Origin of the sequence: Jatrophihabitans lederbergiae (assembly GCF_031845305.1) — a bacterium.
Classification (GTDB): Bacteria; Actinomycetota; Actinomycetes; order Mycobacteriales; family Jatrophihabitantaceae; genus Jatrophihabitans_A; species Jatrophihabitans_A lederbergiae.
In genome coordinates, this window is record NZ_JAVREH010000008.1 from 11,735 (window position 1) to 26,993 (window position 15,259).

The following is a 15,259-nucleotide window of genomic DNA, read 5'->3' on the forward strand; positions in this document are numbered from 1 at the left end:
CAAGCTAGTGTGGTGCACCGTAAATGTGTGCTGTAAGTCGTAGAATGGGGTTATGGCGAGGACAGGGCGGCCGAAGGCCGAGTTGACGTTGAGCGATGACGAGCGTGAACAGTTGCTGCGCTCTCTCATTGTCGTGGCTTTTGGCGACGTCGTCGGTCGTGAACACGATGAGCTCGAGACCGACACCGACGGTCTCGGTGTGACCGACAAGCGCCGGGTTGCCGTCGATGTCGCTGTACACCTGCTGGAAGTGCGCGACGAGATCGGCGTAGAACGTGTCGAACAGCGGGTGGGTGCTGCCGCGCGCGGACAGCGCTTCGGCGTGCCCGTCCCGGTCCGGGTCCTCAAGGGTCACGACCTCCGTGCCGAGCAGCCATCCCTGCGCAAGGGACAGCCGCAGCGGGTCATCAACGCTGTCCCAGACGATCTCGACCGGCGGGTCCGGTTCGGCGATGCGCTCGAGCCACTCGAACACCATCCCCGTGCCGCCGCCTGGGAGGAATTGTGCGAGGCGAGCCATCTCCTCACCGACGATGTCGCGGGCTGCGACCATGTTGCTGCCGAGGCCCCAGACCCGCCATGTGCCGTCTTCGACCCTGGTGAGCAGGACGACGACCGCTGTCGTGGCAAACGTGTTGAACACGTGCACAGTCGTGGCCGGTTCCGGCACGAAGCGCATGAACGCCACAAGGTACGGGGCGTCGACCGCCGGAATGACCTTCGAAGCGAGCGCCCGGCCCTCCAGCATGTCCATGGCCCACTGGTAGTCGCCCCACGCCGACTCTTCGTAGGTCAACTGGCGGGCCTGGCCGAGGTTGTTCAACAGGCCGGACCACCAAAGCATGGCGACCTGGGCCGGGTTGGTCAGGTCGCCGGGCTCGCCGAACGCGGCGAGCGTCTCGCTCTCATCGGCGCTGACCATCGCTGGTATCGGCGACACCTCCTCGTCCGGTTCTTTCAGGGAGTCCGCGGCAAGGTTCACGAACAGCGGCACCGTGTGCGTCAACGACGCGAGGAACTCCTGTGTGGTCATCGGGGGTTTGTGCAGGTCCGCGACGCCGGCCTGCAGGGCGGACAGAACCTCGGGGCGCTGCTCGACGAGCAAACGTGCCAAGAAGAGGTCGGGATGCATCACGTTGATGCCGTGTTCGGCGGTTGACTCGGCTGGGAAGTCCTTCAGGTTGAACGTGACCAGGGTGCCGGCCCCGGCGCGGACTGCGGCGGCCAACACGTGCCGGTCCTTTTCGTGGCAGGTCATGCCGTCGATGAGGTGGTCGAAGTCGTCGACGAGGGCGGCGTCGAACCCGTCACGCATCTGCCCGACCCGGGAGGCTGCTTGGCCGGGGGTTAGGCCGAGCTTCTTGTGCAGGTTCTTCTCGACCTCGTCGAGGATCGCGGCCGACCACAGCACCTCGAACACATTGGCCTCGGCCAACCACAGCAGCGTCATCATCAACCTCTGTGGGATGAGCGCGCAGGCGTCCACCAGGATGCTGCGGTTGTCGGGATCGTGGTTCACCTGGTGCTGATCACTTCATCCGGCGGGGCGTTCTCGTCGAGATCGTCAGCGAGGGCTGCCATCGCCGAGCGACGTCGGCGGGCGCTGTCGCGTTGGTAGCGGGCGAGCTCGGACACGGCGATGCGGCGGTGGACCGCGCCGCGCTCGGCCGCGAGCGTGCCCCGGTCGATAAGGCGGACGACCGTCATGCGACTGACGCCTAGCAGCGCGGCCGCTTCCTGGGTCGACAGCGTCGCATCAGCAGGGAACACGACCGCGTCGTTATGAGACTCCAGCACAACTAAGAGACGCTCGAGGGCCTCCCGAGCTCGTGTCGGCACGTTCGTTGCGCTACGCAGAGCTTCGTCGAGAGCGGCGCGAAGGGTCTGAGCGGTCTCCTGTGCGAGTGCTTCAGCCATAACCCGAGGTTACAGGTCAAACGCTCAAAACGCACAGCATCGGTCAGTCGATGCACGTTGTGTTCGGATCCCGACCTGCGCCCGATCGTTGCTAAGCCCCTATTTCTCGGACTCGTCTACACCGTCGATCGACCGGACATGCCGCGCTCATGCCGCTGTCGCGCGTGCGCGCTCATGCCGCTGACGCGGCTACGCGCTCATGCCGCGGACAGCGCGCATTGGGAGCGTCCCAGTTCCTTGGATGTGGGACAACCAAACCCCAGAGCCGATGCGCTGTGACTTGCAGGGGTAGTTGGCGCGATTCTGGCAGCGCTATCTGGCCGGCGCCGAGACCGTGATCTTGTCCGGTAGCCGATCGGTCCGTGGGATGAAAACTCGCTGTTGCCGGGCGCCGTCAGGGCTGCCAGACGGCGTGGTCGTGGGCGAACACGACACGGGCCGGGTCGAGACGCTGCAGCCGGTCGAGCCAGGCCGGCGCGGCCGGGAGCGGCGGAGGCTGGCCTTCACGAGCTGCTCGAAGGGCCAGCACGTCGGCGCCGTACGCGGTTGCAGAATCGTGACCCTGCCCGGCGACCACCACAGTGCCGTCGTCGCGGCGCACCACGAGGGACCGGTGCCCGGCCGTGTGCCCGGGCGTAGGGACGACCAGCACGCCAGGGAGCACCTCGGCCTCCCCGTCGAGTAGCTCGTAGCGAAGACCGGGGGCGTCGACGAGCTCGGGCAGGGTGTAGTCGGGGCCGCGGGCGGCTTCGAGCTCGACGCGCTGCGTGAAGATGGGCCGTCCGGGCAGCTGGGGGTTGCCGCCACAGTGGTCGAAGTGCAGGTGGCAGTTGACGAGCAGCTGCACGTCCTCCAGGCGCACGCCCACGTCGGCAAGGGCGCCCGGCAGGTCGCGCCGCGCGGGGCGGTAGTGCGCGTCGACGTGCGGATGAGCGCCCATGCCGGTGTCCATCAGCAAGAGCCCGTCCGGATGGTCAACCAGGTAGCCCAGACACGGCTCGACTCGAGCCCTGCCCGTCCCGGTCTCGTCCGCCGGCCGCACGAAGTAGCCGAAGTCGAGTCGCCGCACGACCGGGTTCGCCATGACGAAAGCGTCCCACTCAACCTCTTACGGGACACTGTGGCAATGAGGATGGGCGCCGCGCCCTGGCACCGGTGCGGTGTCGGGGCGCGGGCCCGGCCGCCCGCTGCCCGGAACGGCTGGGAGCGGGGCGGGGCCGTTACCACTTGGCGACGTCGTGGGCCTGCTGCTCCCAGGGGACGTCGGGTCGGCCGGCGACGATCTGCTGCCAGACCTCGAGGGCGCTGGTGCCGGGGGGCGGCATCTGGACCTGGGGTGCGGGGGTGCCGTGCTCGGTGATGCCGTGGTCGAACCCGCCGGGCACCAGGGTGTTGTAGACCCGGCCGACGACGGAGTCGTTGCGGAACGAGTGCCGGGTGCCCGGCGGGATGTACACGTAGGTGCCGGGCGGGGCGGTGATCTCGGCGTCGTCGTCGCCGAGGGTGAAGACCAGGTCGCCCTCGAGCACGAAGAAAGCCTCCTCGGCGTCGTCGTGGACGTGCGGCGGCGCGACCAGGCCTTGCGGGAACAGCTCGTCGAAGGTGGTGGAGCGGCCCTGGGTGGTGTCGCCGGTGGACAGCAGCCGCCAGTAGGTGCCGAAGTTCCAGTAGGCGGGCGCGTCGCCGGGGGCGTAGGCGTAGCCGGCCTTCAGGTCCGCGGGCGCCTCGCTGCTCTGCGCAGGGGTCGGGTCGGTCATGGTCGTCCTCCCTCGTTGAGGTGGTGTGGGCGTTGCGGTGGTGGTGGTGGGTCGGGCCCGGCGCTCTTCTCAGGCAGCTGCGGCCAGCGCCTGGTGGGCCTGGGTGAGGTAGTCGCGCAGGCCGGTGGGGCGGGCGTCGGTGTAGCGGTCGTTGTCGTTGGTCGCGAACGGCGCGACGGTGAGCATGGCCAGGAAGTACCACTGCGGGACGACCGACCAGGGGTCGTCGGCGCTGGCGGTGATGTGCCGCAGGTCGTCGGCGCTGCCCAGCACGGTGCGGGTGAGCGGGGTGCCGGTGAGCCGCTCGGTCTCGGCGATGATGGTGTTGAAGCTGGCGCGGGCGCCGGACAGGTAGCGCACGCCGGACACGTCGGCGGGGTCGGTGGCCAGGCGGGCGGTGAAGCGCGCGGTGTCCTCGACGGTGGTGAGGTCGAACTGCTCGTCGCCGGTGCCGTAGAGCATGACGGTGCCGGCGGACACGTCGATCAGCCCGGGGGTGGCGGGGTCGAGCATCATGTCCATGAACGCGCCGTTGAGCACGTGCACGACCTGCATGGGCAGCGCGTCGATGGTGCGGTCGGCCTGCCGGCGGGCGTCGAACTGCGGCGCTCCCTCGGGGGCGGCGAACAGGTCGATCGCAAAGTCCGACGGCAGGAAGCGGCGGGCGCCGTTGCGGGCAGCGGCCTGGGCCAGCGCGACCTGCCCGTCGACGATGATGTCGCGCCCGCCCTGCAGCGCGGACACCACGACGTCGACGCCGGCGGTGGCGGCGTCCAGCGACGCCGGGTCGGTGACGTCGCCGATGGCGACGGTGGCGCCCGCGGCGATCAGGGTGTCCAGCGCCTGCGCCTTGGCCGGGTCGGCCGCGCGCGTGGCCCGGAGCAGCAGCCGAACCTGGACGTCGGCCTGGTCGAGCAGGTGCGCCGCGATCCGGTTGCCGAGCATGCCGGTCGCTCCGGCCAGCAGCACTGTGGTCGTCGCTGCGGGCGTTCCTGCAGTGGTTCTGGTGGTCATGGTGGCTCCCTGTGTCCAGAGCCTGAGCGACTCCGCTGTTTGAGTACCTTATAGTATCGATACGGACCTGTCCAGTACTGCTATGCTTTTGGCATGGAGACCACGGCCCGACGTCCAGGACGCCCCTCGGACCCGAGGATCGACGAGCAGCTGCTGCGGGGGACACAGGACCTGCTGGTCGAGCAGGGCTACGAGCGCCTGACCATGGACGCGGTGGCCCAGCGCTGCGGAGCCAGCAAGGCGACGATCTACCGTCGCTGGCCCAGCAAGGCCGCGCTGGTCGTCGCCGCGGCGGCGGCGGCGCTACAGGCTCCCGACGTGCCCGACACCGGGGACCTGCGTACCGACCTGCTCGAGTGCGGCCGCGCGTACCTGCAGCGCGAGGGGCGCGACTCCCAGATCCTGGCCGCCGTGATGAGCGCGTCCCGGTACGACCCGGCCCTGCGGGACGCCGCCCAGCACGCGTTGGGAGCGCCCTTCGGGAACCTGTTCGAGCAGGTCCTGTCCCGAGCGGTAGACCGGGAAGGAGTCTCGGCGGTTGTGGACGTGCCGACGCTCGCCCAGGTGTTCCCGGCCATCGCCTACCAGCAGGTCGCGGCTCAGGGACGCCTGATCACCGAGCAGGACGTCGTCCGGGTGGTTGACGGCGTCCTGCTGCCGGCCCTGGCCGCCCAGGCCACATTTGCCGCCGGAGCTCGCCGCTGACCTCCCCGCAGCCTGACCGCTGTCTCACCGTTTCCGCGCCTGTACGTGCAGTCGGCCCGGACCGACCCTCCCGCAGACTCCTCCCTCCTCTGATCGGAAGACCGTCATGACCCGTCCCACCGTTGTGCTCGCCGGTGCCTCCGGTGACCTGGGCGGCCGCATCGCTGTCGCGCTGGTCGCCGGCGGCGCACAGGTGCGCGCCCTGGTGCGCCCCGACGCTTCCCCCACCGATCTGGCCCGTCTGCGCGAGCTCGGCGCCACGCCAGCCGCGGCCGACCCGGCCGACGTCGACGCGGTCGCGGCCGCCAGCGAGGGCGCAGCGGTCGTAGTCTCCGCGCTCAACGGGCTGCGCGAGGTCGTCCTGGACCGGCAGAGCGCCCTGCTCGACGCGGCCGTGCGCGCCGGCGTCCCGCGCTTCATCCCTTCGGACTTCTCCGCAGACTTCACCCGCACCGAGCCCGGCCACAACCGCAACTTCGACCTGCGGCGGGAGTTCGGCGGCCGCGCCGACCGGGCCTCGATCCGGGTGACGTCGGTCCTCAACGGCGCGTTCATGGACATGCTCGGCGCCGAGATGCCAATCATCCAGCCTCGGCTGCGGCGGGTGCTGCACTGGGGCCAGGCGGACCAGCCGCTGGACTTCACCACCAAGGACGACACCGCCGCCTACACCGCCGCTGCCGCGCTGGATGCCACCACGCCTCGCCTGCTGCGGATCGCCGGCGACACCGTCAGCGCCCGCAGCATCGCCTCCGCGCTGTCGGAGAGCACCGGCCGGCCGTACCGGACGTTGCGGGTTGGCAGCACGGCCAGCCTCGGCGCACTCGCCAGCATCGCCCGGCAGGTCGCCCCCCAGCCGGGCCAGCCCTTCCCGGCCTGGCAGGGCATGCAGTACCTGCACGACATGTTCACCGGCCAGGCCCAGCTGCGGCCCCTGGACAACGACCGCTACCCGGACCTGCACTGGACCCGCCTGCGCGACCACCTGACCGGCCGGAAGGTCACCGCACCGCACCGCAGCCGGTGATCGCGTGACCGCCACCGCGACGCCTGCCACGACCGCCGCCCTAAGCCCGGATCCACCGCTTCTCGTTGATCGGTAGCGGCCTGCCGGGCGCGCACATGCCCTTCTACCTGGGACGATGACCTTGCTGAGGGGCCGTTGTCCGCCGGGTGGAAGGGCACTTGCAGGGTGCGAGCAAACCACGAGCTGAGCCGGGTGTCGGTGAGCTTCGACGAGACGAATTTGGTGCCGAACGCGGGGCTGCTCCCAGCCGCGGTGCTGGCCCAGCGACTGGACCTGGCCGAACTGATCGACCGGCGGCTGCGCCTGACCCGGCACGGCGCGAACAGCAGCGCGAAACGGCACCTAGTCGCGGGCCGCTCGTCCGGTCGTGGTGGCCTGACCTGGTCGAGGAACGCGCGGTCACTCGCCCGGATGACGGCGAAGTTCGTGCGCGCCCACGTCAAGGACAGCGGCCCGTTGGGTCCGCCACGAACCTCGTCGGCATCGTGGTCCTCCTGTCCGTCGTCCTCCCAAAAGCACACCGGACACAGCTCGTACGCCCCCGATTCCGCCAGGGTGATCGACCGGCAGCACGGGCACGCGTAGGGACCGTCGTTGGGGCCGCACTGCACTCCCTGCCCTCGGAGCGGCTTCAGCCCGAGAAGCCATCGAAGCCGTCCCGCCAAGTTCATGACGAGCGACGGTAACGCCGGTCAGCAACTGCGCCCCCCTTTCCCAGTAGCCGACCGGCCAGCGACACATGATCACCCTGTCGGCCGGATGGTGTGAAGAGCAGCGTTAGGTGGCCGCGAAATCGCACCGTTGCGTGGCCGCTACTGGTGCGTCAGGTGCCGATGAGTAGGGCTTCGCGGGCGGCCTCGACGACCTCGGCGGTGACGGTCTCGAGGTTGTTGATGCGGCGGATCCGCTGGATCTGCGCGAGCAGCCGATCGACGAGGCGGAAGTTGCCGCCGGTGATGCGGGCGATGGTGGCAATCGCGACGGCCTGGGTGAAGTCGTCGGTGGTGGCGAGCCCGTCAGTGTGCCAGCGGCGGGTGAGCACGGCGGTCAGTTCGTCGGGGCTGAGTGGTCGGTACTCGTGGGCGAAGCCGATCCGGCTGTACAGCTGCGGGTAGCGGGCCAGGCGTCGCTCGACGCCGGGCATGCCGATCAGGACGACGCCCATGTGGTGCCGGTCGTAGTAGTCGCGGACCTGTTCCAGCCCGACCGTCTTGAGCCGGTCGGCCTCGTCGACGATAAGCAGCTCGGTGAGCCCGGACGCCGAGGACTCCGGGTGCATCAGCGGGTCGACGTGGCCGTGCTCGTGGTAGTCGACGGCCCAGGAGATCTGCTGGCAGGCCCGGGGCAGCGCCTGGTCGATCTCCTTGGCGGTCGCGGTGACGGTGGGCGTCCACAGGGCGGTCCGGGCGGACAGAACGGCGGCCGGCACCGGCCCAGGGTCGGTGTTCCTGCCGGCGGCCAGGACGCGCTGCCACTGCTCCCAGGCGTCGGTGCCGGCGTACTGCCGCGCGGACAGGGTCTTGCCGACCCCGGGCGGTCCCCAGCAGACGCCGATGTAGCGGTGCCGGCGGACGGTGTCAGCGAACTCGGCGAACCGCCTGTGCTCCTTGGTGACCAGGAACGGCGGCCGGTCGGGAGGCGCGGAGGTGACGCCCCTGAACTCGCCGAGGGCGCCGGTGAGGAAACGGCGGCCGTCGTCGTTGTTGCCGAGCAGGCTCAAGGGGGCGGGCGGCTCAGTCGGCTGCATAGGTTCGCAGCCCGTGTCGCGTTCGCGGACCGACCGCCGGGCCTTGCATGGCCCTCAAGGGCTCAGCCACGGCAATGTCGGCCGGCGCCGACGTGGGCGGTGGGAGGTGTCGGTCGTCGACAGGCAGCGAGTCCACGAGGCTGCGGCGCTCGCGCAGCTGCTGCTTGAGCTGCTTGCGTCGGGCGGTGCGGGCCTGTTGCAGCTGCTGCAGGGTGACGGTGTCGGCCGCGAGCTCGGGGGCGATCGCCCGGCACAGGTACTGGTCGTGGTGGTAAACGCGCAGCTCGGCCGCGTCGCGCGGGTCGTACCGGACGGTGACGGTCTCGCCGACGTAGGCGGCGAGAACGGGTGAGACGTAGCGGGTGCTGGCGAAGCGGATCCCGTCGCGCTGGACCTTTCGGCCGGTAGCTGCGGTGAGCAGCAGCAGGTCGAGGTCCTCCGGGTGAGCTGGCAGGCGCGGCAGCCAGCCGTCGGCGAGCCAGCGTGCGACCGGCGGCTGACCGGTCTCGGAGTGCGGCCGGGCGTGGTAGTCCTCGACGACGAACCGCTCGAGGATGCCGTCGAGCTGGGCCAGCGTGAGGGATGGCGCCGTGACGGGCTGGCCGCGGGTGCCGTGCGGGATGTTCCCGGGCAGGTGCGGCAGCAGTTCGCTGGTGACGGTGCCGAAGAACCGCTCGATCTTGCCGCGGCCCTGTGGGACGCCGACCCGGGAGTGGATCAGCCGGATGTGGGTGTCCAGGCAGACCCGCTCGAGCCGGGCGCTGATGAAGTCGCTGCCGTGGTCGCTGTAGAGCACGTCGGGCAGGCCGGTGACCGGCCAGGCCGGGTTCGCCTTGCGCCCGGCGGCTTGGTGCAGCGCCAGCGCTGTCTGCTCGGCGGTCGGGTCGCCCAGGAAGACGGTGTAGCCGGCGACCGCCCGGGAGTGGTCGTCGAGCACGACGGTCAGCCACGGCCGGGCGGGCTGCTGCTTGGCATCGAGGACCTGCACGTCGAGCAGGGTGTGGTCGGCCTGCCACTGCTCGTTGGGACGGGCTGCGGTGCGCCTGTGGACGAGCTCGAACTGGTCGCGGTAGGCCGCGTCCCCCCGGTGGGCGAGCGTCCGCAGCCCGGGGTCGATAGCGGCGACGACCGACCGGACGCTGGAGTAGCTGGGCGCGGGCAGGTCGCGGTCGCGGGCCAGGTCGCTGACCCGGCGGTGCACGTAGGCGGTCGTCGGCGCCGGTCTGCGCAGCGCCAGTCCTTCGATTGCCGCGACCAGGTCCTCGGGCAGCCGGCGCCGGCCGACGTCGCTGCGGGGTTGCCGCTGCAGCGCAGCGGTCGTCTGGGTGGTGCGGTAGTTGGCGGCCCAGCGCCGCAGCGTGCGTGCCGGCAGGCCCGCGGCGGCGGCGAGCCTGGTCAGCGGGACCCCGTCGTCCAGGTGCTGGCGGACCAGCGCGGCCTTCTCCTCGGGGGTCAGCCGCGCCGAGACCGTCACCGCTGCCGGCTACTGCGCAGGCTCGGCGGCCGAGGCGGCCCCACGGTCGGTCAGGTGTCGGTACACCGTCGGCCGCGAGACCCCGAAGGTGTCGGCGATCTCCTGCACGGTGTGCTGCCCGCCGTCGTACATCGCCCTCGCCTGCGCGATCTTGTTGGGCGTCATCTTGAACTTCGGGCCGCCCTTGCGACCACGGGCCCTCGCAGCCGCCAGGCCGTCGTGGGTGCGCTCCACGATCAGGTCGTGCTCTGCGATCGCGGCGAGCATGTGGAAGAACAGCCGCCCGCCGGGAGTGGTGGTGTCGATGCCCTGGCTGACGGCGCGCAGCCCGATCTGGCGGCCCTGTAGGTCGTCAGCGATCTGCTTGAGGTTGCGCACGGACCGTCCGAGCCGATCGAGCTTGGTCACGACCATCGTGTCCCCGGCCCGCAGGTAGGACAGCACCTCGTCCAGCGCAGGCCGACGGGCCAGCGTCCCGGACGCGTGGTCGGTGAACGTCTTCTCGCAGCCCGCAGCCGACAGCGCGTCGGTCTGCGCCTCGGGGTGCTGGTCCCGAGTGCTCACCCGCGCGTACCCGACTAGCGCCACCCGCCGAACCTATCGCGAACGTGCCTCGCTTGCCGTAGTTCGTGGACACGAGTCGCGAGACAACTCCTCCTGCTCGAGGCCCATGTGAAGCAGCGCAAAGTTGTCGCTGCCCTCGCTCGCATAGTTGTCACCGCCGAACTCAGATGCCCCGCAGACGATCCTCGTGCGGGGGTGCGAGCGATAATAGGAGGCGATCATGAGCAGTTGGCTGGAGGGCAGTCCGGGCGTCTTGGCGTTGCCGTCCGGCGACTGGTGCGTGGCCGGGGCTGCGGCGGCAGTCGACGGGCGGTCCGGCGCCCGAGTTCGGCATTTATCTGTTGAACGAGCAGCCCAATCCAGTGGCGTGGGATGCCCCGTGGGTCCGCTGGCCTGATTTTCGACTGCCGACGAAGTCCGATGACGCCCGAGACGCATTCCTTGAGACATGGCGTCGCGCTGCCGAGGAGCGAGTCGAGGTTGCCTGCGGCGGCGGCCGCGGCAGGACGGGCACCGCGCTCGCTTGTTTGGCCGCAATCGATGGGGTGCCACACGACGCGGTCGCCTACGTTCGAGACCGGTATGACCGGCGTGCCGTCGAAACCCCCTGGCAGCGCCGCTATGTCGCACGTTTCGATGTGCCGTGACCCGATGTTCAGCCGGACAGCAGGCGTGCCATGCAGACCGACGACGCGCTAGCAAGGTAGGGGCCAAATGGCTCGACGTGTTCAAACCCGTGCCGGGCGTAGAACCGGATCGCGGCGTGCTGTTCAACCCCGGTCTCGAGGCGGACGACGTGAGCACCCACACTGGCGGCGTAGGAGAGCAGCGCGGTGATGATGGCCGACGCGGCTCCGGTCCTGCGGTGCAGGGGATCGACGTAGAACCGCTTGAGTTCCGCGGTGCCGTCGTCAGCAAGTTCCACGCCGCCGATGCCCACGACGATGCCGTCGACCGATGCGCCGATCAGATGCACGCCGCCCTGCTCGAGCTTCTTGACGGAGTAGCCGAACATCTCGCTCTCGTCGTACCCACTGTCGGCGAGTTCGGCGGTCAACGCATCAATGAGCGGCACGACGTCACGAACGCTAACGGCGTCGACAATCACGGTCAGCAGCCTGACAGACCCGTATCGCGGCCGAGATACCGGTGTCTGCGTCGTGGGCAGGTCGAGGTGTGTCACAGGGGAACGGAAACCGGATCGGCTGTCCGTTGGCGACCGATCAACGGGACGGTCAGTAATCATGAAGCAGATCGGGGTTGGTTCAGCCTCGTCTTGTCGGGTTGGGGTACGCCCCAACCGGACGTCAGGCCGCTTGGGGCGCCGCACGTCAGGTTAGGGTCACTCTCGGCCTTGATTGACACTCGTTGTGGCGGCTCTTAGATTTCAACCTGACACTTCGTGGGTTGGGGCGCAGATGAATGGTCAGCGGGTTGGGTACACGCGGGTCAGCACGCTGGAGCAGAACACCGATCGGCAGCTGGACGGCGTCGAGGTCGACCGGGTGTTCGCCGATTACGTCTCGGGCAAAGATCTACACCGGCCCCAGCTCGAGGCGATGCTGCAGTTCGTCCGCGACAGCGACACCGTCGTCGTGCATTCGATGGACCGGCTCGCGCGCAACCTCGACGACCTGCGCGCCATCGTCCGCGGTCTGACCGCCCGCGGCGTGCAGGTGCAGTTCGTGAAGGAGCAGCTCATCTTCACCGGTGACGACTCCGCCATGGCCACGCTGCTGTTGTCGGTGATGGGTGCGTTCGCAGAGTTCGAGCGCGCGCTGATCCGAGAGCGGCAACGCGAAGGCATCGCCTTGGCCAAGCAGCGCGGCGCCTACCGCGGCCGTCGCAGATCACTCACCGTCGAGCAGGTCGAGCAGCTGCCCAGGCGGCACCGGCGAGCCGCTTTCGGTCATGCTGAGGAAGGGGAACGCCGGTTCCAACACCGCCGCCGACCACATCAACGTGATCCGCCAAGCGTTCGCCCAGCTCCCCGGGCACAAACCCGGCCGCAGGCCGGGCAGGTCGGTGCTGGTCCGCGCCGACGGCGCCGGCGGCACCCACGAACTGCTGTCGTGGCTGTCTGGGCAGCGGGTGCAGTACTCGGTCGGGTTCGGTCTGCCCGACACCTTCACAACGGAGTTGGCCATGCTAGATAGGACGAAAGTGTGGCAGCCGGCCTATGACGGCGACGGCCAGATCCGGGACGGCGCGTTCGTCACCGAGGTGACCGGCCTGCTGAACCTCGCCTCGTGGCCGGACGGGATGCGCGTCATCCTGCGTAAAGAACGCCCGCACCCGGGCGCGCAGCTGCGGATCACCGACCACGACGGCGCGTGACCGCCTTCGCCACCAACACAACCCGCGGCCAACTCGCCGACCTCGAACTCCACCACCGCCGCCGGGCCCGCTGCGAGGACCGCATCCGGATCGCGAAGGAGACAGGTCTGCGCAACCTGCCCCTGCACGACTTCGACCAGAACCGCATCTGGCTCGCCCTCGTGACCCTGGCAGTCGAGCTCACCGCATGGCTGCAAATGCTCGCCTTCACCGGGCACCCCGACGCGACGCTGGGAACCCAAACGACTCCGCCTGCGGCTGTTCTCCATCGCGGGCCGGATCGCCGACCACGGCCGCACCCGCCGCCTGCGCCTCCCCACCCACGCACCTTGGGCCGAACTGCTCACCGCAGGCATCGACCGCCTCCGCCAGATCCCCGCACCCGGCTGACCTCAACCACCCGGCCCAAACAACCAAACGCAGACCGGCCCGTGGAACGGCGCACCGAGCGACCTCGGCCAAACCGTCATGCCCAACCGGCAGAATCACACACCACAGAGGCTGCCGCCTCAGAAACCAGCTCCAGCAACCAGCTCATGAAAGATGCGGGCTAGAGGCAATACCGTTCAGTTAAACTTACAACGGTGTAGTTTGGTGACATGCCTCGTGCTGGATGGGTGAAGCCGGAGACGGGTCGTCGGTTGTCGGATCTGGTGTCGGTGGGTGTGCTGACCCGGGTGTTCCCGCCGGATCTGGTGGATGAGGTGATCGCCGGGGTCGGCCGGACCGAACTGCGTCATCGGTCGCTGCCGGCCCGGGTGATGGCGTACTTCTCCATCGGGATGGCGCTGTACTCGGAGGGGTCGTATGAGGATGTGCTGGCGCAGCTGACCGACGGTCTTTCATGGGCGTCGGGGTGGCGGGAGAGCTATCGGCCGCCGAGCAAGTCGGCGATCTTCCAGGCCCGGGCACGGCTGGGGTCGGCGCCATTGGCGGCGTTGTTTCAGCGGGTGGCCCGGCCGATCGGCACAGTGCAGATGCCGGGGGTGTGGCTGGCGGGGCGCCGGCTGGTCGCGATCGACGGGACCTGTCTCGATGTCGCCGACACGGCCGCGAACGCAGCGCACTTCGGTCGTCCCGGGGTGAGCAAGGGCGAGCAGGCGGCGTTCCCCCAGGCCCGGGTCCTGGCGTTGGCCGAGTGCGGCACCCACGCAGTCTTCGCCGCCGAGATCGGCGCTTACACCCAGTCCGAGACCGCGTTGACCGACCCGCTGCTGGGCCGGCTGGAGCCAGGGATGCTGGTGCTGGCCGACCGTGGCTTCTTCTCCTATGCCCTGTGGCGTAAAGCGATCGGGACCGGGGCCGACCTGTTGTGGCGGATCCGCACCGACAAGGCAGGCCCCAAACCCACCCACGTCGAGGACCTTCCTGACGGCTCCTGGCTGGCCCACCTGCGCCGCACCACGCCGGCAGCGGCCCGCCGCGAGGAGCCGATGCTGGTCCGCGTCGTGGACTACAGCATTGACGACGGCCGCGAGAACAGCACCGCCTATCGACTGTTCACCACCCTGCTGGACCCGGCCGAGGTCGCCGCGGTCGATCTCGCCGCGGCCTACACGCAACGGTGGGAGATCGAGTTGGCCTTCGATGAGCTCAAGACCCACCAGCGCGGACCACGGACCGTGCTGCGCTCGAAATCACCCGACCTGGTCCTCCAGGAGATCTGGGGACACCTGTGCTGCCACTACGCGATCCGTTGCCTGATGGCCCAGGCCGCCACCCGCTCCGGGCACGACCCGGACCGGGTCAGCTTCGTCGCAGCACTGCGCATCACCAGGCAAACACTCGCCCACCCGGGCGCCTTTCCCCCCTGACCAACACGGCCGAGACAGCCCCGGCTGGCTGCTGTTCCTCCACCGCCTACTCGGCCGGCTCAACCCCGCCCGCCGCGGCCGCGCCGAACCCCGCGTCATCAAACGCAAGATGCCCAAGTGGCACGTCAAGCGCACCCACCATGCAGCGTGGCCCCGACCGCAGCACCCTCCCACCTACCAGATCGCACGAAGCTAACTGAACGGTATTGGGGCTAGAGGTGAGAAAGCACGTTCACCACGTTGCCGTCGTGATCGCGGAAGAAGAATCGGCGCACGCCCCACTCCTCGTCGGTGAGTGGATGCACGATCTCCAAGCCGAGCCGCTCAGCCTGGAGGAATGCCTCGTCAACGTCGTCCACCTCGATCGATGCGACCGGATTGCAGGGCGCGGTCTGGTCCTTCGTGATGAGGCTGAGCTGGGTGTTGGAATCGGCCCGATTGCTCAACGTCACGATCCAGCCGTGGTCCATGACTTCGACCATGCCGAGGACGTCTATATATGTCCGACGAGCTTGATCCATGTCGTCCACGGTGATGATTGGCATGACCCGATGGGTGTACACGTCGGTTACCGGCTTTCCGTTTTCTTGATTGAGACTGCGTTCCACGAACATTGCTTTTCCAACGAATGCATACCACTGCGCCCGATGTGAGCGCGCACTGCATGGAATCCGCACTGCTGACCCCCGCTGATGGAGGACTTCCAGCAGGGCCGTCACACTCGGCCGTCGAGCAAGACCCTCAGACGTCGCCTGGCGACGACGGTCGCGACCGCGGCGAAGAACGCTATCCACGCCAGGCTGCCGATCAGCGGCACCAGCAGCGGGCCACCCATGCGACAGCCCTACCAGCGCCTCGGTGGTAACCGAAATGGCATTGACCGCCACCAACGGCTGAATCCAG

14 protein-coding genes and 3 pseudogenes are annotated in these 15,259 nt (G+C 69.2%); 6 read left to right on the plus strand and 11 right to left on the minus strand.

The features are described 5' to 3' along the window. Positions 1-4: 4 nt before the first annotated feature. From RM423_RS08560 to RM423_RS08580, 5 genes are all read right to left on the minus strand, one after another. Complete coding sequence (locus RM423_RS08560; protein ID WP_311422602.1) at positions 5-1,519, minus strand: PIN domain-containing protein; 1,515 nt, start codon at positions 1,517-1,519, stop codon at positions 5-7. After that, positions 1,516-1,917, minus strand: a complete 402-nt coding sequence (locus RM423_RS08565; protein ID WP_311422603.1) for a helix-turn-helix domain-containing protein — start codon at positions 1,915-1,917, stop codon at positions 1,516-1,518. Before RM423_RS08565 ends, RM423_RS08560 begins: the two co-directional genes overlap by 4 nt. A gap of 394 nt (positions 1,918-2,311) precedes the next feature. After that, a complete protein-coding gene (locus tag RM423_RS08570) occupies positions 2,312-3,001 on the minus strand; it encodes an N-acyl homoserine lactonase family protein (RefSeq protein ID WP_311422604.1) in 690 nt (229 codons plus the stop codon). Positions 3,002-3,137: 136 nt separating this feature from the next. After that, positions 3,138-3,674 carry a cupin domain-containing protein gene (locus tag RM423_RS08575; RefSeq protein WP_311422605.1) on the minus strand — a complete coding sequence of 179 codons (537 nt, stop codon included), beginning with the start codon at positions 3,672-3,674 and terminating at the stop codon, positions 3,138-3,140. A gap of 69 nt (positions 3,675-3,743) precedes the next feature. Next, complete coding sequence (locus RM423_RS08580; protein ID WP_311422606.1) at positions 3,744-4,688, minus strand: NmrA family NAD(P)-binding protein; 945 nt, start codon at positions 4,686-4,688, stop codon at positions 3,744-3,746. Between the two features lie 93 nt (positions 4,689-4,781). Between RM423_RS08580 and RM423_RS08585 the strand changes: the two genes are divergently transcribed. After that, positions 4,782-5,393: a TetR/AcrR family transcriptional regulator gene (locus RM423_RS08585; protein WP_311422607.1), complete on the plus strand. Its 612-nt coding sequence runs from the start codon at positions 4,782-4,784 to the stop codon at positions 5,391-5,393. A gap of 106 nt (positions 5,394-5,499) precedes the next feature. Further along, positions 5,500-6,420, plus strand: a complete 921-nt coding sequence (locus tag RM423_RS08590; protein WP_311422608.1) for an NmrA family NAD(P)-binding protein — start codon at positions 5,500-5,502, stop codon at positions 6,418-6,420. Here RM423_RS08590 and RM423_RS25500 read toward each other — a convergent pair. The 4 genes from RM423_RS25500 to RM423_RS08610 all read right to left on the minus strand — a co-directional run bounded on the left by RM423_RS25500 (position 6,342) and on the right by RM423_RS08610 (position 10,229). Then, positions 6,342-7,091 carry a CPCC family cysteine-rich protein gene (locus RM423_RS25500; protein WP_396327653.1) on the minus strand — a complete coding sequence of 250 codons (750 nt, stop codon included), beginning with the start codon at positions 7,089-7,091 and terminating at the stop codon, positions 6,342-6,344. The two genes, RM423_RS08590 and RM423_RS25500, sit on opposite strands and share 79 nt — an antisense overlap. A 152-nt stretch (positions 7,092-7,243) precedes the next feature. Then, the gene (locus tag RM423_RS08600; protein WP_311422610.1) at positions 7,244-8,167 is read right to left on the minus strand and encodes an AAA family ATPase; all 924 of its coding nucleotides are present in this window, start codon (positions 8,165-8,167) and stop codon (positions 7,244-7,246) included. Continuing rightward, on the minus strand, positions 8,154-9,641 hold the full coding sequence (locus RM423_RS08605; RefSeq protein WP_311422611.1) for a Mu transposase C-terminal domain-containing protein: 1,488 nt from the start codon (positions 9,639-9,641) through the stop codon (positions 8,154-8,156). Before RM423_RS08605 ends, RM423_RS08600 begins: the two co-directional genes overlap by 14 nt. A 9-nt stretch (positions 9,642-9,650) precedes the next feature. Beyond that, positions 9,651-10,229 carry a recombinase family protein gene (locus RM423_RS08610; RefSeq protein WP_311422612.1) on the minus strand — a complete coding sequence of 193 codons (579 nt, stop codon included), beginning with the start codon at positions 10,227-10,229 and terminating at the stop codon, positions 9,651-9,653. A gap of 193 nt (positions 10,230-10,422) precedes the next feature. Between RM423_RS08610 and RM423_RS25505 the strand changes: the two are divergent. Then, positions 10,423-10,852 (plus strand): annotated as a pseudogene (locus RM423_RS25505) (phosphatase domain-containing protein). Positions 10,853-10,860: 8 nt separating this feature from the next. Here RM423_RS25505 and RM423_RS08615 read toward each other — a convergent pair. Beyond that, positions 10,861-11,280, minus strand: coding sequence for a GNAT family N-acetyltransferase (locus RM423_RS08615; RefSeq protein ID WP_311422613.1), 420 nt, complete (start codon positions 11,278-11,280; stop codon positions 10,861-10,863). Positions 11,281-11,623: 343 nt separating this feature from the next. Between RM423_RS08615 and RM423_RS08620 the strand changes: the two are divergent. The 3 genes and pseudogenes from RM423_RS08620 to RM423_RS08630 all read left to right on the plus strand — a co-directional run. Further along, a pseudogene (locus tag RM423_RS08620) lies at positions 11,624-12,094 on the plus strand (recombinase family protein); the annotation flags it as partial. Next, positions 12,036-12,932, plus strand: a pseudogene (locus tag RM423_RS08625) (IS1380 family transposase); the annotation flags it as partial. The pseudogenes RM423_RS08620 and RM423_RS08625, both read left to right, overlap by 59 nt. 209 nt (positions 12,933-13,141) lie before the next feature. Continuing rightward, positions 13,142-14,356, plus strand: coding sequence for an IS4 family transposase (locus tag RM423_RS08630; RefSeq protein ID WP_311422614.1), 1,215 nt, complete (start codon positions 13,142-13,144; stop codon positions 14,354-14,356). A gap of 212 nt (positions 14,357-14,568) precedes the next feature. Here the strand turns inward: RM423_RS08630 and RM423_RS25510 are convergent, their stop codons facing one another. Further along, complete coding sequence (locus tag RM423_RS25510) at positions 14,569-14,901, minus strand: VOC family protein (protein WP_396327657.1); 333 nt, start codon at positions 14,899-14,901, stop codon at positions 14,569-14,571. Positions 14,902-15,259 lie beyond the last annotated feature (358 nt).